The organism is Croceitalea dokdonensis DOKDO 023, assembly GCF_001306415.1.
Classification (GTDB): Bacteria; Bacteroidota; Bacteroidia; order Flavobacteriales; family Flavobacteriaceae; genus Croceitalea; species Croceitalea dokdonensis.
In genome coordinates this window covers 694065-713655 of the sequence record NZ_LDJX01000002.1, presented here as the reverse complement: position 1 = coordinate 713655, position 19591 = coordinate 694065, and the positions used below count along the sequence as shown (strand labels likewise).

The window sequence follows — 19591 nt, the reverse complement described above, 5'->3', positions numbered from 1 at the left end:
TATATTTGTCTTAAATCTTGGCTTATCTAGCTGATAGGGAAACCGTTGCCAAAGAAAAAAAGGGAATACAACCTTTGTTTTTGTGTGATGATATCAAGAAAAACAGGATTTCCTTGCTAAAAATGGCTTACAGTGCACTTTTAAACTGCTCCAAAAACCGGATATCGTTTTCGCTCAATAAACGGATGTCAGATATCTGGTGCAATAACAAGGCGATACGGTCTATACCCATACCAAAGGCAAAGCCCGAGTATTCTTCCGGGTCAATACCGCAGTTTTTAAGTACATTAGGGTCTACCATACCGCATCCCATAATTTCCAACCAGCCGGTGCCCTTGGTCATCTTATAATCTGTCTCTGTTTCCAGTCCCCAGTAGACATCAACTTCTGCACTGGGTTCCGTGAACGGAAAATAGGAAGGCCTAAGCCTAATTTTAGATTTTCCAAACATCTCATTGGTAAAGAACTGCAGCGTTTGCTTTAGGTCAGCAAAGGACACATCCTTATCTATGTACAGCCCTTCCACTTGGTGAAAGAAGCAATGGGACCGGGCAGAAATGGCCTCATTGCGGTATACCCTGCCAGGAGAAATGGTACGGATGGGCGGTTGGTGCTCTTCCATATACCTTACTTGCACGGAAGAGGTGTGGGTACGTAAGAGTATATCTGGATTGGTTTGGATAAAAAAGGTGTCCTGCATGTCCCGAGCCGGATGGTATTCTGGCAAGTTCAATGCAGTAAAATTATGCCAATCATCCTCAATTTCTGGCCCTTCAGAAACATTAAATCCTATTCTAGAGAATATATCTATGATTTGGTTCTTTACAATGGAAATAGGATGCCTTACCCCAATTTCTATAGGAGCCCCGGGGCGGGTCATGTCTCCAAACTGACCTGTTTTGGCAGTCTGTTGTTCTAACTGTGCCTTTAATGAACTGACTTTTTCCGTTGCTAGGTTTTTTAGTTGGTTGATTACCTGTCCAAACTCCTTCTTCTGCTCGTTGGGGATGTTTTTGAATTCAGCAAAAAAGTCCGTCAACAATCCTTTTTTACCAAGATATTTGATGCGGAAGGCTTCCACGGCGTCTTTAGAATCTGTGGTGAAGGCTTCCACTTCCGCAAGATGTTGTTTTAAGGTATCAATCATTTTTTAGGTGGCTTTCAGGCGGTCAAATTTAAGGAATTGCCCTGAAATGGGTGACAGGGAAGCTTATGTTTTAAAGTTAAGGGTTTTCACTGGTTAAATTTTTACCCATCCAAAACAGGCAACTACTAAAATTGGGAAAAATATGGGACTCAGGGATGGTTTTGGGGATAATCCTGGCTTTTGCCATCATATATTTTGGCTGCTCCAAAACATTGACCAACAGTACCGTAATTTTTTGGGTTTTGAGCTGGAGCAGTACTTCTTCCATGGCGTACAGCCCAGATTGGTCCATGTACTGCATTTGACCTAGTCTGATAATCAAAACGGAGGCAGAGTTGGGCAGTTGTTCCGTTAATTTTTGAAACTCATTGGTGGATCCAAAAAACAAGGGCCCTTTTAAGTGTTTGACAAAAACTTTATGTTTAAGTGCAACGGGAAAAGGCGTATTTAACATCCATGATTTGTCGTCCAATACTTTAACCGCAGACCTTCGGGTAGTCAATTCCCCAATGATTTTCATAAACATGATGCACGCAATGATCAAACCAATGCCAACGGCATAGACCAAATTCCAAAAGGAAGCCAAGGTCACGACTACCAACATAATGACCACCTCAGAACTAATGCTAAAGGGACCTATTTTGGTATCCCTGGGCAAAAAAGGGATAGCTTTGAGACCCCGATAGTCCATCACATTTATGCCTACCGTAATTAGGATGCCTGCGAGCACGGCAGCAGGAATTTGGGACGCTATGGGCCCAAGGGCCAAAAGGACCATGAGGAGCAAAATCCCAGCAACGATTCCGGATAATCTTGTTTTTCCACCGGACTTAATGTTTACTACCGTGCGTATGGTGGCACCCGCACCGGGAATTCCACCAAAGAGGGCAGCAATGCTGTTGCCAATGCCTTGGCCAATCAATTCTTTGTTAGGTTGATGCTTGGTACGGGTCATATTATCTGCCACTACAGAGGTGAGCAAGGAATCTATGGCACCAAGTACCGCTAGGGTAAAGGCCGTGAATAGATAAGGCATAAGCTCATTAACGTCAAATGCCGTAAAAATCGTAGATTGAAATACGGGCAAGCCTTCCGGGATTTTTTCTATGGTTCTGTAATCTAGCCCAAATAGATAAGCCATACCAGAGACCAAAATAAGTGCAGCCAGACTACCGGGAATGGCGGTGGTGATTTTTTTAAACCCATAAATAATCAGAATTGTGGCAAGGGCAAGGGCAAGTTCCAGCCATATAATTTGGCCCAGTGCCTTAGGTAATACCTTTAGGGTGCCCAATACGCCAGAAGCCTGTTTTGCAGCTAGTGCCTCTGCCTCCTTAAGCTTATCTGCCGCTGTAATGTCATGGGCCCTTTTTAGGGTCTCTTCAAAATCCTCGATGACCAAAATGCCCTCCCCGGCCTCCTCACGTAAAATATTTTCCAAAATAATTTCTTCTGCCTCCAACATAAACTGCTGTACAAAGGCAGCATCTTCTTTGGGATAATAGCCTACCGCTGGAAGTAATTGGGTAACCAGAATAATAATGCCAATGGCCGTCATAAAACCGGATACCACGGGGTAGGGAATATATTTAATATAAACCCCCAATTTTAGGATACCGAGACCAATCTGCATGAGACCGGCCAATAGAAAGACACCTAGAATATAAGGAAGCGCCTTTTGCACATCTCCATCGTGCAAGGCAAGAATAGTGGCAATAACTACCATGCTTACCGCCGTCATGGGTGCGGTAGGTCCAGAGATTTGTGTAGGAGTCCCACCAAAGAGCGCAGCAAATATACTAATGAAGATTGCGCCATAGAGCCCCGCACTGGGACCAAGTCCAGAACTTACTCCAAAGGCAAGTGCCAAGGGCAGGGCAACAATACCGGCGGTTATTCCCCCAAAAAGGTCGCCGCGAAAGTGTCTAAAAAATTGGGACATAGGAATATGTGGTTAATCCGGGTGTATTTGATAGATATCGTCCAATTGGGAATTATCGCCCATGCACAGGTCCAGGTCTTTGGCAAGCCCTGTTTTAATGTCATATACCCAACCATGGATTTCCAAAAATTGTCCGTTTTCCCAGGCTGATTGTACAATGGAGGTTTTTGCCAAATCTGTTACTTGTTCCACTACGTTTAGTTCTACCAACCTATCCCAACGGGCATTCTCGTTTTCGATTGCATTGACCTCGTCTTTATATTTAGAATAAATGTCTTTGATATGTCTTATCCACTTGCCCAAAAAGCCTACGGTGCTGTGTTGCATCGCTGCCTTAACGCCACCACATCCATAGTGGCCACAAACAATGATATGACGCACCTGTAAGTTGTTCACGGCATACTCCAACACACTCAGCATATTAATGTCTGTATGGATGGCCATATTGGCGATATTTCTATGGGTAAAAACGTCACCAGGTTCTGCCCCAATGATTTCTGAGGCCGGTACGCGGCTATCTGCGCAGCCCAACCAGAGGATACGGGGATGTTGCCCTTTTGCCATTTCATCAAAATAAGCAGGGTTGTGCCGTAATTTTTCGGCCGCCCACTTCCGGTTTTTTTCAAGAATCTCGCTGTAATGCAACATGGCATTTCCTTTGGCGTAAGATAGCAAAGTTTCCACCAATCTCAAGCCGTACCATAAGTGAAGATGGGGAAGGAATCAAAAATCCTTCAAAAGCCTAATCGCGTCTGCGGGCAACCAACCTGTTTGGCCATCCGCTATTTTAATTTTTCTCCAATCCTCAAAGCTTTCCTCAACATTTACCTTGGTGCCTTCGTGCAACGCAAAAATACGTTCACTATCCCCATTGGGTTCAGAGGTAATGGTAACCTCCCTAGAGAATATGATAGCGGGGTTGTTGGCTTGGTATTTTTCATATTGTAGATACGCAAATAAAATACTGGCAGCGCACAAACCCATAGCAAATAAACTGGTGATAAAGGTTATTCTTTTGTAGGTGGAAGAATTGATAAGGTAATAGCTTACATAGCATGCCACAAACAAAAATATCATGGCCACGGCAAGGTAGGCCCAACCATCAAAGGAAAGTTGTTGTATCGTTGCCTCATAAAAGCGGGCAAAAGCGGTTTTTGGCATCGCCTCGATGGCATCAAGGCGCATATTATTGGCATAGGACAGATTGTTTTTTATTTCAGCATCTGATGGGTTTAATAAAAGTGCCTTTTCATAATAATAAATACTTGGCCCTATTTCCCCAAGTTTATAGTAGGCATTGCCAAGGTTAAAATAAAGTGCGGCAGAGTGTTGTCCATTGCTTAAAATAGTATCGTAAAATTCTATGGCTTTGTTGAACTCACCTGCATTATAGGCCTCCGTAGCACGCTCAAAAAGCGTGTTGTTCTGTGCAAACAACGGCACGTTTGCCAAAAGCAATAACCCTAGGATATAAAGAGTTTTCATAGCTGTTTATCCATTTTTGAAATGACCTCACTTGCTTTGTCGTAGTCCTGTTGCATTTGGACATTGGTGAACGGACTGTATCGTGCCATTTCACAATTCTTCAACAAGGCTATAAATTGATCGGTTGTGGCACTTTCCACTTTTTTGTCTTGTAACAGCCCAATGATTTTGTCCTTGCTAAAATCTGCGGTTTCTATCTTTATTTTTGCTTTTAGGTAGTTGTGCAGGGCTTTTTCCAAGGCTACGTAAAATTGGTCCTCATTGCCAAGGGCCTTTTTAGCCGTGGAAAGGTATTTCCTGGCAAGTCTATTGGCTTTTTTAAGACGCATGCCCTCTACATCTTGATCGTCCTTTAGACGTTTTTTGCGGTACACCACAATCAACGGTATAAGCAATAAAGGGCTAAATAGCAGACCGTAGAATTTGGTGGACCCAAAGAAATGATTGGCAACCCTATTGCTCAGGTTGGGGTTGGTCTTTATAAAATGGAACTGTTTGCCCGTTGGCACTGCTATTTTTTGGTTGCCTGCAATTACATTGGCCCCGTTGGATTCACTTTCAGGTCCCTCCATCACGTCCACTACGATTTCTTCTGAGTTTAAGGAGACGTATTTTTGGGTCTTAGGGTTAAAGTAACTAAAGGAAATACTTGGTATTGGATATTTTCCGCGGTACGATGGTACAATGGTATAGTTATTGGCCACTTTACCCTGCATGCCAGATAAGGTAGTGCGCACCTTTTCATCAAATTCTGGTTCATAGACTTCCAGTGCGCTGGGCAGTTCTGGTTCTGGTAGTTGGAACAATTTTAAATTTCCCTTACCGGAAACTTCAACCTTTGCTTGTAGTGATTCTGATGCATTGAGCGCTGTTTTGGTGGTTGTCACGGAAAAATCAAATTCTCCTACCGCGCCCCCAAAGTCCTCAGGTTTACCGGCTTCGGGCAGCGGTTTTACATTCAGGGTACGGCTGCCCGCAGATACTGTTTTGCTGGCCTGGGTGTAAATCCTGCCCCCAAAGAAATCCCTTCGGTTGGTGGGGACATCCACATAGATTTCCAAGGACAGCGGCTCAATATCCAGCTTGCCCGATTTTTGGGGGTACAATACCACTCGCTTTAATATCACACTTCTGTAGGCTTTGCCTTGATAGGTGCTATTTACGGTATTGTATTTGGTGACGGGGATGTCTTGGCTCCAGAAATTATTGTACTTAGGACTGTCCACGGGCCTAAAGTTTGTCACGGAAATATCTGGGCTGATGTACAATTTATATACCACGGTAACCGCCTCGTTAAGGTAGGGATTGCCTTTGGAAACCTCTGCCACCAAATGTAGGTTTTCATCGGCGACATCATCGGCGGTCTTGGGCGCATTTGGATTATCTACCGCTTGTGTAACCGTTATTTTTTTCTGAAGGGTTTTGTACGTATTCCCATCTATTTCTATGGTGGCCTGTCCTAAGGTGTAAGTGCCCTGTGATTTTGGCTTTAGGATATAGCTATAGGATTTTGAATAGGTGCGTTTGCCGTTTATCCAAGAAGAAGCAATGGACTGCGACGGACCCATGACCACTTGAAAGCCATTAAAATCTGGGGGGTTAAAATTGTCACCGTCCTTGTTCATGGCAAATTCTACCCTAAGCCTTTCATTCACCCCAAGGGTTTCTTTGCTGAGCTTTACCTCAAACGTAACCTCTTGGGCGTCTTGTGCCAGCAGGCAACTTCCGCAAAGCAGTAAGGGAAGCAGAAAATTAAAATTAAACCTGTTTATAGCAACCATCACCAATCTTTTTCATTTTTGATTTTAGCTCCTTTTACTTTTTTGGCCTCCATCTTTTCCTGAACCTTCTTTTCTTCATTCTGCATGGCCTCTAAGAGGTTCTGTATTTGTTGTTTGGACAGCTGGTTGGGTCTAGGTTTCTTTTTTTGGTCTTCCGTATTGCCCTCATTGGGCTTTTTCTTCTGCTCTTTTTTCTCATCTCCCTCTCCTTCCTTGTTTTCCTCAGGTTTTTCCTTTCCTTCACCCCCTTGGTCACCCTGGTCTTTATTTTCCTTATCGTCCTGATCGCCCTCTTTATCTTTTTCGTTATCCCCCTCTTGGTTTTGGTCTTGGTTTTTTTCTTTGTTGTCTTTTTGGTCTTGATCTTGCTTATCGTCTTTATTTTCGTCGTTTTGCTGTTGGTCCTGTTCATTTTTTAACAACTCCTTTGCAAGGGCCAGGTTATACCGGGTCTCATCGTCATTGGGATTGTTTCTCAAGGATTGTTTATATGCTTCAACGGCTTTGGCGTATTCTTTGTTTTTCATGAAGACGTTGCCCATATTGTGAAACGCTTTGTGCTTTACGGGCTTTTCTGCCGCTTTTTCACCAGCCTGTTTAAAGCGTCCAAAAGCTTCTGTGTAACTTTCCCGGTTGTAGTACGCCCTACCAAGATTATAAGGGGCTACGGCATTGGCCCCACTTTTGGATATGGCCTTACGGTACTCACCCTCGGCATGTATAAAATCATTCTGCATCAGGTCCTCATTGGCCTCATAGGTAAGGTTTTTGGATTCCTTTAAGGCTTTTTCCGCGATTTTTTCCGCAGTTTCCACATCTTTTTGTGCCCTTGCCGTTGTGAAGATGAGGCAACAAACTAGTACAATAAGATTACGCATGGTCTTGTTCATTAAAAAGATTTAACTTCTTCAACCACTGGGTCTTTCTATCTAAAATAAAAACATCTAAAAACAAAAACAAAAGGCCAATCCCCAAAAACCATTGAAATTGGTCTTTGTATTCAGCAAATTGCTTGGCCTCAAATTCCTTTTTGTCCATCTTGTTTAGCTCTTCCTTAATATATTCTACTGCAGCTTCTGTATTGGACCCGTTGATATATTGTCCATTGCCTTCTTCTGCGATGGTTGCCAGAATACCCTCATTTAATTTTGTGATGACTACTTCGCCTTGCGCATCTTTTTTAAAGCTCTCTACCACACCGTTCCGTTTTATGGGTATTGGTGCGCCCTTTGGTTTTCCAACACCTATAGTGTACACCTTAATGCCGTTTTCAATGGCCTCCTCTACCGCAGCCAAGGTGTTTTGTTCAGAATGGTCCTCGCCATCAGAAATGATAAATAGCACTCTATTGGTCTGTTCATCATCATTAAAATAGGTGGTGGCCAACTCAATGGCGGAATTAATGGCGGTACCTTGTGAGGACAGCATATTGGTGTTCATGCCCTGCAAAAACATTTTTGCGGCTCCATAGTCCGTGGTAATGGGCAATTGGGGATACGCCTGGCCCGCATAGGCAATGATACCAATCCGGTCACTTGCCAATTGGTTGATGATTTCCGAGACCAGCCGTTTTGCTTTTTCTATCCTATTGGGGGCAATGTCCTCTGCCAGCATACTCTTGGAAACATCCACGGCAAAAACAATGTCCACCCCTTCCCGTTTAACGGTTTCCAGTTTGGTTCCAATTTTAGGGTTTACCAACCCAAGGATAAGGAAGCTTAGACCTCCGAGCAGGAACAACAGTTTTAAGGTAGATTTAAAATTAGACTTATTGGGCGCCAACCGCTTTAATAAATTTGCTTCCGCAAATTCCTTTTGTTTTTTCTTTTTCCAGATATGCAATACGAGAAAAAACAACAAGACCACAGGAAGTATCCCCAGCAGGTAGAAGTATATTTTTTCATCGAACTGAACCATCTTTCTAAATAAAACTTTTAAATATCAATGTTCGTAACAACCATTCCAGCACCAAGAGCCCCAAGGCCAAAAAAATCAACGGTCGGAATTTTTCATCAAAGCGGGTATATTTAAATTCTTCAATTTCCGTTTTCTCCAACTTATTGATTTCCTCATAGATCTCCTCCAATTTGTCATTGTCCGTGGCCCTAAAATATTGGCCACCTGTAAGCTCCGCGATGTTCTTTAACAGCTTCTCATCAATTTCTACTTGGCGCATACCGTACTGAAAGGTGCCATCCCGCTTGTAGGATATGGGGGTTAGCGCGTTACCGTTGGTGCCAAGCCCAATGGTGTAGGTTTTAATCCCATATTCAATGGCCAAATCTGCAGCGGTTTGGGGTTCAATAAACCCAGAATTATTGACACCATCCGTTAACAGAATGATAATTTTACTAATGGCCTTGCTTTCCTTTAAACGGTTTACGGATGTTGCCAGGCCCATGCCAATGGCCGTACCATCTTCCAATTGGCCATAGGTGATATCGCGCAGTGCGCTAAGGACAATGGATTTATCGCTGGTGATGGGCGTTTTGGTGTAACTTTCCCCGGCGTAGGCCACAAGCCCAATACGGTCTGTGGGCCGCTCTTTGATAAAATCCGCTGCCACCTCTTTTAAGGCTGCCAGCCTATTGGGTTTTAAATCCCGGGCCAGCATACTGGAAGAGACATCAATGGCCATGACAATGTCTATCCCCTTTGTGGTCTTTGTACGTGTGGAAACATCTTTGGTCTGGGGCCTTGCCAGTGCCGTGATGATTGCGGAGAGCGCCAGTAAACGCAGGGCAAACAACAATGGTTTCATCTTGGGAAGCCAAGAGCTCGTAGAAAATCCTTTTACCGTGGACATTTTAAGGGAGGCCATTTCCTTGCGTTTGGTAAAAACGTACCATAGGATAGCTAGTGGCAGCAAAAGGAACAGCCAAAACAATTGCGGATTTGCAAATTCTATACTATCAAACATTAGGCTTGGGTTTTTACATCGACCGAGGCCAATACACGTTCAACAATTTGTTCCGCATACGTATCATCATCTAGCCAGATAATTACAATTTGTTGCATAAATCCCTTTCCGCCAAAGCTTAAAATCGCATACTTGCCTTTGACCAACTCGTCGGAAGATGGGATTTTAAACTTTCCGCTACCAAAAGTTTTTATTCCTTTGACCCCGGCCTGGGTATTAAATTCCTCCTGTTTGGTGATGATGTTTTTGGCCCCCTGCTGCTCAAAGCTGCGCAGTAATTCTTCAATGGGCTTATCAAAATCTGGTTCTGCCGCCTCCACAAAAGTGGTGCTGGTGGCCAATACGGTAAAGAGGCCAACGGTACTTTGGTACCCAAAAACATGAATATCCTTAATCTGCTCCTTAATCTCAGCAGGGAGTTCCACTTCTTGGCGTAACAAGACTTTAGGGGTTTCTATGCCAATTGGCGGAAAACCGTAGGTGCTCTCTACCCATTCCCCTTCCAAAAGTTCTTTGGTAGGGTGGCCCAACACGGTATCCTTTACTTGTTTAAATCCATAAGAGGCAATAGCCGCTGCGCTTGCCACAAGCAAAACCCCTAGCAATGAAGCTGCCGCAATTATAATGCGCTTGCGCTGTTTCTTTTTGGCTAGCTCTTCCAAGTAGGCCTCATTTTGGAGGAGTTCTTCCGCATCTGGCTCCGGCAGTGCTTCTTTTGTCTTTACAACAATGTTTTCTATGATGGCGCGGTCTTGTTCCGCTTTGTTGGTTGGGGGTTTGGATTTGGCAAATTTTACCAAATCTGCCGTTTGCAGTACCTGTTTAAATTGGCTAATGGTATCATCTTCTATGTTGAGTTCCCCAGCGTCCTTGAGCAGTTCTAACCGTTCTATCAATTGATCGGTGGTGCTCTCCAGGGCAGAAATATGTACATCTTCGTCTAAATAGGAACGGACAATGCCCGTAAGCTCTGAATAATAGGCTTTGTACTCATCTTGTATGAGATAGCGCGAATTTTCCAGTTCCTTTAATTGTAACAACGCCCGATCGTAAGGGGGTAGTAAGGCCACTTTTTCCTCCTCGGTGAGCTCTTTTTTCCTTAAAAAGAACCACCAAACCAAACCACCTATAACCATAAGTCCCAAGAGTATCCAAAGCAGCGTTTGCCATAGTTTGGTGTTGCTGCGCTCCACTTGGATCAAAGGCTTTATATCAAACATTTTTTGTTTGGTGGTATCCACCACTACATTGGCTACCTTAATTTGGAAGGAATCCGTAAAAAATGGTTGCTCATTTATGGCAATACGCTGTGGTGGTATGGTGTAGGCACCACTATCAAACTGGGTGAGCGCATAGATGCGTTGCAGGGTGATACGGTCTTTGTTTTTAGTGGTGTCAATACTAAGGGCTTCCACCATCTCTAGCGGTGAAAAGGTTTGGTCCTCTGGGAAATAAACAATGTTAAGGGAATCTGTTTCTACCGTTATCTTGTACTTGATCTGTTCCCCAATCCTGATGGAAGCGGTATCTATCTGGGCCAGAACCTTCGCGGATTCCTGTGACCAGCCAATGAAGCTTATGCACAGAACGCTTAAAAACAAGGCCACTGCTTTTGCCTTGCCCGTTTTTTGGCCGATCAATCGTACTTCTTTTTCCATCATCCCCTTCGTTTAAAATAGCCCAAAAGCTTTTTAACGTAGCTTTCGTCCACGCGGCAATCAATTACCCCGCTTCCAGATTTTGCAAAGGCATCCTTAAAATAGTTGACCCGGTCCATATAATAATTCCTGTACGCCTTGCGCACCTTTTTAGAGGCGGTATTGACCAGCTGTAACTTTCCTGTTTCGTTATCCTCTACTTGAATGATGCCTAGGTTGGGAATTTCTTCCTCTTTTGGGTCATAGACCCTAATCCCCGTTACATCGTGCTTGTTGCCGGCTACACGTATGGTGTTGTCATAATCGTCACACATAAAATCCGACAGCACAAAGACGATGGCTTTTTTCTTCATTACATTACGCAAGAATTTAAGGGCTTCCGCTATGTTGGTCTGATGGTTTTTAGGTTGGAATTCTATAAGCTCCCTGATAATACGCAACACATGGCTTTTGCCTTTTTTAGGAGGGATAAAGAGCTCTACTTCATTGGAGAACAGGATTAGTCCTACCTTGTCATTGTTTTGCATGGCAGAGAAGGCCAAGGTGGCCGATATTTCCGTGATGACCGATTTTTTGAATTGCTGGGTGGTTCCAAAATATTCTGAGCCACTTACGTCTACCATGAGCATCATGGTTAGTTCCCGTTCCTCTTCAAACACCTTTACAAAGGGTTCATTATACCTGGCGGTAACGTTCCAGTCAATGGCCCTGACGTCATCACCAAATTGGTATTGCCTCACCTCACTAAAGGTCATCCCGCGTCCCTTGAAGGTAGAATGGTATTCACCACCAAAGACATGATCGGACAAACGCCTTGTCTTGATCTCTATCTTCCGTACTTTCTTCAGTAATTCTTTAGTATCCATAGGCCACTTAGCCCCCGTAGTGGGATAACCAGTTAGTTCTTTCTATTGGTTTGATGGTGTTCCACAATAGTTTGGTTTGATAGGGAAATGAACCGCCGGCACATGACTTCCCATTTTAGGCATCCTTAATTAAGGCACTTCTACCTCGTTGATGATTTTATTGATAATATCTTCTGAAGTGATGTTTTCTGCCTCCGCTTCGTAGGTAATTCCAATACGATGCCTAAGCACATCATGGACCACTGCCCTCACGTCTTCGGGGATAACATAGCCCCTTCTTTTGATGAATGCGAAACATTTGGAAGCGTTGGCCAAATTGATACTTCCCCTAGGGGATGCCCCAAAACTTATCAAGGGTTTTAAATCTCCCAGATTGTACTTCTCTGGATAGCGGGTGGCAAAAATGATGTCCAGGATGTATTTTTCTATCTTTTCGTCCATGTAGACCTCCTTAACCGTTTCTTGCGCACTAAGGATTTGTTTCACGGATACCACGGCTTTTATAGGGGCACCGCCCCCATTTAGGTTTTGGCGAATGATCAGTTGTTCTTCGTTGAGCTTGGGGTAGTCAATCACCGTCTTGAGCATAAAACGGTCTACCTGTGCCTCTGGCAAGGGGTAGGTTCCTTCTTGTTCCACCGGGTTTTGGGTGGCCATCACCAAAAATGGAGGTTTTAACGGAAAGGTTTCGTCCCCAATGGTCACCTGTTTTTCCTGCATGGCCTCCAGTAGGGCGGACTGCACCTTGGCGGGGGCACGGTTAATCTCGTCTGCCAAGACAAAATTGGCAAATATGGGACCCTTCTTTATGGAAAAGTCATTTTCCTTGATGTTGTATATCATGGTACCTACCACATCTGCGGGAAGTAGGTCTGGAGTAAATTGTATTCTACTAAAACTGCCTTTAACCGCTTTGGCCAAGGTGTTAATGGCAAGTGTTTTTGCGAGCCCGGGAACACCCTCCAATAGTATATGTCCCTTGCCCAGTAGACCAATCAACAAACGTTCTATCATATGGTTCTGGCCCACAATGGCTTTGTTCATTTCTAGAACCAGTAAATCTATAAAGGCACTTTCCTGCGCTATTTTTTCATTTACCGCACTAATGTCAACCGTAGTATTTTCGTTCATAAGAGCTATGGAATTACCGTATTTGTTGTTTAGGTTTTTAACACCTTGCAAAATGAAAATTAATTTAAAATTTGCCTGTTAATTTATGGTTAAAAAAAGTCTGAAACCACCAGTTTTGTGAAGGTTTTAAGGGATTATTTTTCTATTTTCAACCCTTATGAAAAACACTGGCCCATATTCAAAAATTATTGCTGGCACCATGACATGGGGCCAATGGGGAAAGCAATTTTCCACTGCACAAATGGCAGACCTTATTACGTTCTCCTTGGAACAGGGAATTACCACCTTTGATCATGCAGATATCTATGGGGATTATACCACGGAACAAGAGTTTGGTAAGGCATTTAAGGCAACGGGGATAGCAAGGGAATCCATACAGTTGGTCACCAAATTTGGGATTCAGATGACCAGCAGGAGCGGTAATCGGGTAAAGCATTATCAATATGATGCAGCTTACATTCTAAAGTGTGCAGAACAGTCGCTTCAAAAGCTAAAAACGGATTATATTGATCTCTTGTTATTGCACAGGCCTAGTCCGTTAATGCACCCAGATGAAATTGCAGAGGCTACACAACGGTTATTGGCAGCGGGTAAAATTAAACAGTTTGGGGTATCCAATGTCTCTCCATCACAAATGGGCATGTTAGAAACAGCACAGTCCATAGCTGCCAACCAAGTAGAATTTTCACTAACCCATTGTGATCCCATGTACGACGGTACTTTTGATGATTGTATCCAGAACGATAGAACGGCAATGGCCTGGAGCCCATTGGGCGGTTTTTTTCGGGAAAACAATACCCAGAACCAACGCATCCAGACTGTTTTGGATACGCTAAAACCCAAGTATGATGCGGATGAAAACCAGCTGTTATTGGCTTTTGTGCTAAAGCATCCGGCAGCGGTACACCCTGTGATCGGTACAACAAACAAAAAGCGCATTGCCGCAGCCTTGCAGGCGGTGAACATTACATTGCAAGTACAAGATTGGTTTTTGCTTTTACAGGCAAGTCAAGGCCATGAAGCACCTTAAATAATAGAGAATGTCAAAAACAGTATTGATTACCGGCGCCACGAGTGGAATAGGAAAAGCAATTGCCCAAAAGTTGGGCCGTAACGGATTTCGTTTGATCCTCTGTGGCCGTAGACAGGAACGTCTGGATGCCTTACAAAGGGAATTGGGGGAATTTACCCAGGTACATCCCTTAAATTTTGACGTCCGGGAAAGGGATGCCGTACAAGAAAAGATTGCAGGATTGCCCAAGGAATTCCAAACCATCGATATTTTGGTCAATAACGCCGGGAATGCCCATGGCCTTGATCTTATTCAGGACGGCAGTTTGGATGATTGGGACGCCATGCTGGACATTAACGTAAAAGGACTACTATATGTTTCCAAAGCGGTATTGCCGCAAATGGTGGAAAGAAAGACAGGGCATATCATCAATATAGGCTCCACCGCGGGTAAAGAGGTATATCCAAGGGGCAATGTATACTGCGCCAGTAAATTTGCGGTAGATGCCATTAACCAGGGAATGAGGATAGATCTTAATGCCCACGGCATTAGGGTAGGTGCCATTAACCCAGGCTTGGTGCAAACGGAGTTCAGTGAGGTTAGGTTTAAGGGAGATACGGATAAGGCAGATAAGGTATATCAAGGCTATCAACCGCTAAAACCAGAGGATGTTGCGGATATTGTCCATTTTGTGGTCAGCAGGCCCTATCATGTAAATATAGCGGACTTGGTAGTGATGTCAACCGCACAAGCATCATCCACCATAGTGAAAAAGGACCTATGATCAACAAACGCTTATTGGTCAAAAATTTGCTTGCCCATAATGATGAGAACAGTTTTTATGACAAGAAGCGTTTTATTTCCATTGGGGAGAAAGAAGGGAAAGCCAAGTTTCTAAAGCACGTTTGTGCACTGGCCAATAGCAACCCAAACAATAATGGGTATATAGTGATCGGTGTGGAAGATGAGGACAACACCATTGTTGGAGTGGACTTTTTTGATGACAGTAAGATTCAAAATCTGGTCAACGCCTATTTGGACAACCCGCCCAAAATCACCTACGAGAATATTCCCTTTCCCCATTTGCCCGAGGGCAAGGTGGTAGGTTTGGTGACCATTACCAGTAATGGAAAAGTGTGCTCCCTTAGAAAAAACATCTGGAAATATTACGGTGGGGCCGTGTTTTTTAGGGAGGGAAGCATTAGCCTGCCAAAAGCTTTTGATGTGGTGCTAAAGGACATTAACTCTGCCGAAGTGGCTACCATAGAGCAACATGCCCGTAACAATATAGAATTGACCTTAGATGGTGTTATTGATTTTTTAAACCACCGCCATCCAGACCTCAGCAGTAATTATCTAGTGTTCAAAGAACAATTTGTGCTCTGTTGGGCGGGCCTGGAAAAGAAAGTGAAACAACAGTCCTATTACTCCAGGGTAGATATAGAACTTATCAATGAACAAGTGAAGTTATTCTATTCCGCCTTGGATGAGGTGACCCTCAGTTTTGATGAGGATTCCTTCACCATTTTGGAGTTTGTGCACTTGGGCCTTGGTGGTCAGGAGCACTATTATCCTTTGGAAGAGGTTACCATTCGCTTCTCGGACAATGGAAATTACAGCATTGATAGCCAACTGGTTTTTGAACCCCCCAATTATGACAGAAAGGTGCTTTTCCATGTCATGAACGCAAACAATGCGATATTGCAAAAATTGAAGCTTGGAATCCGCCTTTCACCTGCTGAGTTAATGGACCTACATAATTTGCCAGACTCCTATCTTATTTGTTACCTCAACGGTTTTGAAGAGGCCAAAACACAAATGGAAAATGCCAGAAAAATTCTCAAAACATCGGCTTACACTACCTATCAAGCTTTAAAGGATGCGCTTAGGGTCATAAGAAAGGTAAGGTATAGCTAACTTTTCTGGAGCCAAAGCAATTGATACGGCATAATTTCCAAGAAACCACTGTTTAGTTTTATGGTTTTTCCCGATAACATATCACGGTAGGCTTGGTGATGTAGATACCCTAAATTGGAAATCCAGCTTCCGTTGATGACCTGTGCCCTATCATTAAAATTCCCTAGTACCAATATCCCATTTTTACCTTGGCCAGTGCGTTCAAATACCAAAATATGTTCGTTTCCTGTATGGTGCAGCTCTACGTTGTTATGGTCTGCAAAAATAGGATGTTGCTTGCGCAAGGAAATCATGTGTTTTATCCCGTTGTAAATTTTGGCGGGAATACTGTTTTTTTTCTGAAGTGATGCCACGATGCCCCAGTCCAAATGTGGCCGGTTGAGCCAACGGTTGTCGTCTTTTTTGGTAGCATCCGTTAAAAAGCTATAGTCGTTTAAGGTGCCAATTTCATCCCCAGAATACAGCATTGGAATTCCACCATAGGAGAGAATAATGCCATGTAACAGTAAAATTTTGGAGATGGATTGGTCTATCAGTGCTGTGTCTTGGGTTTCCAAGCCTTTTTCCAAACCTAACAAAGACGCGGCGCTGCCGGTAATTCTGCCGTCCCCTGTTTTTGGGTTGTACATAAACAGCATTCCTTTGGACGGGGACCAGTCTGTTCTTTGGCAGTAGTAATCCAAAAGAAATTTTCGATGCCCCTGCGGGTTCCAACCCAATTCTTGGATAAAACGGTCATCCAGTCCCAACCCAATATCATCATGGCACCTTATGTAATTGATCCAGGTGGCATCTTTGGGCTTTGTGGGAACGTTGGTCAGGCTTTTGTACAACAGTGCGGTCTTTTTTGTAGCAATGGAATTCCATAACAAGGCCATTAGGGAGGCGTTATAGGCCACCTCACATTCATTGCCTTCCACTGCGCCCTCCCCAAAATATTTAAGAATATCGGTTGGTGCCACAATGGCTTCTGCCAATAAAATAGTGCCCGGGGCAATTACCTGCAGGCACATTCTAAACAAGGCAATAATGTTATGGGCTTCTGGCAGGTTTTGTGAAATGGTCCCCATTTTTTTCCATAAAAATGCCAAGGCATCAAACCGGATAACGTCTACCCCCAAATTGGAAAGTGCCGTTAAATTGCCCAACATGTGCAGAAATACCTCAAGGTTGGTATAATTTAAGTCCCACTGATAGGAGTTAAAGACCGTCATTACCCATTTCTCCATTTCTGGAATGTAGGTAAAGTTGCCCGGCGAGGTACTGGGAAATACCTCTGGCAGGGTGTTTTCAAAAGCATCGGGGACGGTTCTATCCCCATACGTGTAATAATAATCTTGATAAGCGGTTTCTCCCTTTTTGGCTTTTTGTGCCCATTGGTGTTCGTCTGAGGTATGGTTCACCACAAAATCCAGCATCAGGAACATCCCCTTTTCCTTTAGTGCTGAGCTAAGGTCCTTCAGGTCTTTTAAGGTGCCGTATCTAGGGTCTATTTCCGTATAGCTATTTACCGCGTACCCACCATCATTTTCGCCCTTTGGCCTTGTGGTTATTGGCATAAGGTGAACAAAATTTACGCCTAGGTCTTCCATATAGCCTAGTTTTTCCCGTAGCCCTTTTAAGTTTTTGTTAAAATGGTCTACATAGAGTTGCATGCCTACCATATTTTGGGATTGGTACCAATTGCCTTGCTGCAAACGTGTTATATCCTCTTTTTTTAAAGCTTCTGGGCGTTGTTCAAAAAGATGCCGTAGCGTATCTAAAAGGCGTTGTAAGCCTTGCTCCCCCGTTTGGGGATAGCTGTTAAAAAAAAGGTCTTTTATTAGGGTAAGATTGGTGCCCAAACGTTGCTGAAACAGTGCTTTTAGGTCCTTTTCTCCTGTGGCATTGGCCATTAATTTATGCAGGGCGGCTTGGTTCATGCTGTTTCCAGTTGTTCTGGGGTTGGTAAGGCTACAATAGCCCCGTATTTGGTTGTGGTTATGGCCCCTGCCTTGTTTGCTTTTAGCACCATGGAACGCAAGAGCTCCCTATCCTCAAAAACGGATTGGAAATTGGCCAATTCCGAAATTTGATGCAGGAGGCACCCAATAAAGGCATCTCCGGCTCCCGTGGTATCCACTGGGCTCACCTTTACACTGGGCACAGTCGCTCTTAGGCCCTCCGTACTCACATAGGTGCCTTCTTTCCCTAAGGTAACGGTAATGATTTTTGCTCCCATTTCATGGAAATAGACACAGGCTTCATTTAAATCTTCTTTCCCGGACAAAAGCTGGGCTTCTTCCAAACTAAATTTACACAGATGGGATTTTTCTATAAATGGCATGCATTTTTTAATAAACTCTGCTTCGTTTTCCCTCCAGAGGTCCGCCCTATAATTGGGGTCAAAACTGATAAAGGTTTCTTTGGTAAGGGCGTCAAAAAGGTAATGGCTATAGGCTTCTTCCAGTCCGCCTCCCAAAAGTGCGGTGGCAGCCCCAAAATGCACCATGTTTCGGTCAAAAAGTTTTTTGATGGCAGGGTCATACTTTAGTTTTTTATCTGCCCCTCGGCTAAAGACAAAGTCACGCTCCCCATCTTCTCCAATGGAAACAAAGGCAAGGGTAGTAAATGTTTTGGCGCGTTGCGATAGGCTTACGTCTACCCCCTCTTTTTTTAAGACATCCAGTAGGAAAGTACCAAATGGATCATTGCCGATACAGCCAATAAAGTTACTTTTCCCTCCCAGCTTAGCAACGGCACAGGCCACATTGGCAGGTGCTCCGCCAGCTTTTTTTGTGAACGTTGTTGCTTTGGAAAGATCGCTGCCCTGATGTTCAGCAACAAAATCAATAAGAAGCTCCCCAACGCAAAATACACGAGTCATGATTACTTATTTTTAGACAAGGTAAATACAATTTGTACGCTTATCAAAAAACTTTCCGCATAAATACTGTTGTAAAACTAGCTTTGGTCCTAAAAAGGTATTTTTCTCTGTAATTTTAGGATAAAAAAAGATGAGAAGATTGGTGGTCGGTGATGTGCATAGTGGTCTAAAAGCCTTAAGACAGGTATTGGAAAGAGCGGAGGTAACTCCTGAGGACCATCTTATCTTTTTGGGGGACTATGTGGACTCTTGGAGTGATGCCTTTGAAACGGTAGACTTTTTAGTAGCGTTGAACAAAACACACAAATGCACCTTTATCAGGGGCAACCATGATGAGCTTTGCAGGAACTGGATGTTAACCGCAGAAGACAACAGTACTTGGCTCATGCACGGTGGTGCGGCAACCAAGACATCTTACCTCAATGCTGGGAAGGAGAGGTGGCAACCTCATTTAGATTTTTTCGCCAACTTACAGAATACATACATTGATGGAGATAATAGGTTGTACCTTCACGCCGGATACACCAATCTAAAAGGTATTGAGTTTGAGTATTTTGATAAAATGTTCTATTGGGACAGAACCCTATGGGAACTGGTAAAGGCACTAGACCCTAAGTTAAAACCAGGTGACGCCAATTATCCAAAAAGATTGTTACATTACAAAGAAATATTTATAGGCCATACGCCTATTTCCAAAACAGGGTTCGCAGCACCTGCCAATGCTGCCAATGTCTGGAACGTAGATACCGGTGCCGCTTTTAAAGGCCCGATAACCCTAATGGACGTTGATACAAAAACGTACTGGCAAAGTGATGCCGTACAAGGTTTTTATCCCAGCGAAAAAGGAAGAAATGAAATTTGATAAA

The 19591-nt window shown here is 43.7% G+C and carries 17 protein-coding genes; 4 read left to right on the top strand and 13 right to left on the bottom strand.

From position 1 onward, the window contains the following. Window positions 1-127: 127 nt before the first annotated feature. The 11 genes from pheS to I595_RS06650 form a co-directional block, all read right to left on the bottom strand. Entirely contained in the window at window positions 128-1147 is a 1020-nt protein-coding gene (pheS, locus tag I595_RS06700) for a phenylalanine--tRNA ligase subunit alpha (protein ID WP_054558595.1), read from the bottom strand. Between the two features lie 76 nt (window positions 1148-1223). Continuing rightward, on the bottom strand, window positions 1224-3089 hold the full coding sequence (locus I595_RS06695; protein ID WP_054558594.1) for a SulP family inorganic anion transporter: 1866 nt from the start codon (window positions 3087-3089) through the stop codon (window positions 1224-1226). Between the two features lie 12 nt (window positions 3090-3101). Further along, a complete protein-coding gene (locus tag I595_RS06690) occupies window positions 3102-3737 on the bottom strand; it encodes a carbonic anhydrase (RefSeq protein WP_054558715.1) in 636 nt (211 codons plus the stop codon). A gap of 75 nt (window positions 3738-3812) precedes the next feature. Further along, window positions 3813-4574 carry a tetratricopeptide repeat protein gene (locus I595_RS06685; protein WP_054558593.1) on the bottom strand — a complete coding sequence of 254 codons (762 nt, stop codon included), beginning with the start codon at window positions 4572-4574 and terminating at the stop codon, window positions 3813-3815. Next, on the bottom strand, window positions 4571-6355 hold the full coding sequence (locus I595_RS06680) for a BatD family protein (protein WP_054558592.1): 1785 nt from the start codon (window positions 6353-6355) through the stop codon (window positions 4571-4573). Before I595_RS06680 ends, I595_RS06685 begins: the two co-directional genes overlap by 4 nt. Next, complete coding sequence (locus I595_RS06675; protein WP_054558591.1) at window positions 6355-7245, bottom strand: tetratricopeptide repeat protein; 891 nt, start codon at window positions 7243-7245, stop codon at window positions 6355-6357. The genes I595_RS06680 and I595_RS06675 overlap by 1 nt, the downstream gene beginning before the upstream one ends. Continuing rightward, complete coding sequence (locus I595_RS06670; RefSeq protein WP_054558590.1) at window positions 7226-8272, bottom strand: VWA domain-containing protein; 1047 nt, start codon at window positions 8270-8272, stop codon at window positions 7226-7228. Before I595_RS06670 ends, I595_RS06675 begins: the two co-directional genes overlap by 20 nt. A gap of 4 nt (window positions 8273-8276) precedes the next feature. Next, window positions 8277-9275 carry a vWA domain-containing protein gene (locus I595_RS06665; RefSeq protein WP_054558589.1) on the bottom strand — a complete coding sequence of 333 codons (999 nt, stop codon included), beginning with the start codon at window positions 9273-9275 and terminating at the stop codon, window positions 8277-8279. Next, window positions 9275-10933 carry a BatD family protein gene (locus tag I595_RS06660; protein ID WP_245628239.1) on the bottom strand — a complete coding sequence of 553 codons (1659 nt, stop codon included), beginning with the start codon at window positions 10931-10933 and terminating at the stop codon, window positions 9275-9277. The genes I595_RS06665 and I595_RS06660 overlap by 1 nt, the downstream gene beginning before the upstream one ends. Next, window positions 10933-11799 carry a DUF58 domain-containing protein gene (locus tag I595_RS06655; protein WP_054558587.1) on the bottom strand — a complete coding sequence of 289 codons (867 nt, stop codon included), beginning with the start codon at window positions 11797-11799 and terminating at the stop codon, window positions 10933-10935. Before I595_RS06655 ends, I595_RS06660 begins: the two co-directional genes overlap by 1 nt. 129 nt (window positions 11800-11928) lie before the next feature. Beyond that, window positions 11929-12930, bottom strand: coding sequence for an AAA family ATPase (locus tag I595_RS06650; RefSeq protein WP_054558714.1), 1002 nt, complete (start codon window positions 12928-12930; stop codon window positions 11929-11931). A 157-nt stretch (window positions 12931-13087) separates the two neighbouring features. Between I595_RS06650 and I595_RS06645 the strand changes: the two genes are divergently transcribed. The 3 genes from I595_RS06645 to I595_RS06635 are packed head-to-tail and all read left to right on the top strand — an operon-like array spanning window position 13088 to window position 15859. Next, window positions 13088-13960, top strand: coding sequence for an aldo/keto reductase (locus I595_RS06645; RefSeq protein ID WP_054558586.1), 873 nt, complete (start codon window positions 13088-13090; stop codon window positions 13958-13960). Window positions 13961-13970: 10 nt separating this feature from the next. Beyond that, complete coding sequence (locus I595_RS06640; protein ID WP_054558585.1) at window positions 13971-14726, top strand: SDR family NAD(P)-dependent oxidoreductase; 756 nt, start codon at window positions 13971-13973, stop codon at window positions 14724-14726. Beyond that, window positions 14723-15859, top strand: a complete 1137-nt coding sequence (locus tag I595_RS06635) for an ATP-binding protein (RefSeq protein ID WP_054558584.1) — start codon at window positions 14723-14725, stop codon at window positions 15857-15859. Before I595_RS06640 ends, I595_RS06635 begins: the two co-directional genes overlap by 4 nt. Here the strand turns inward: I595_RS06635 and I595_RS06630 are convergent. Together I595_RS06630 and I595_RS06625 are read right to left on the bottom strand one after the other, a co-directional pair. Next, window positions 15856-17781 (bottom strand): amylosucrase, encoded by a 1926-nt coding sequence (locus I595_RS06630; RefSeq protein ID WP_054558583.1) that lies wholly within the window; start codon window positions 17779-17781, stop codon window positions 15856-15858. The genes I595_RS06635 and I595_RS06630 overlap by 4 nt on opposite strands. Continuing rightward, complete coding sequence (locus tag I595_RS06625) at window positions 17778-18725, bottom strand: carbohydrate kinase family protein (protein WP_054558582.1); 948 nt, start codon at window positions 18723-18725, stop codon at window positions 17778-17780. The genes I595_RS06630 and I595_RS06625 overlap by 4 nt, the downstream gene beginning before the upstream one ends. Window positions 18726-18855: 130 nt before the next feature. On the opposite strand from I595_RS06625, the gene I595_RS06620 reads away from it, so the two are divergent. Further along, on the top strand, window positions 18856-19587 hold the full coding sequence (locus tag I595_RS06620; RefSeq protein WP_054558581.1) for a metallophosphoesterase family protein: 732 nt from the start codon (window positions 18856-18858) through the stop codon (window positions 19585-19587). Window positions 19588-19591: the final 4 nt, after the last annotated feature.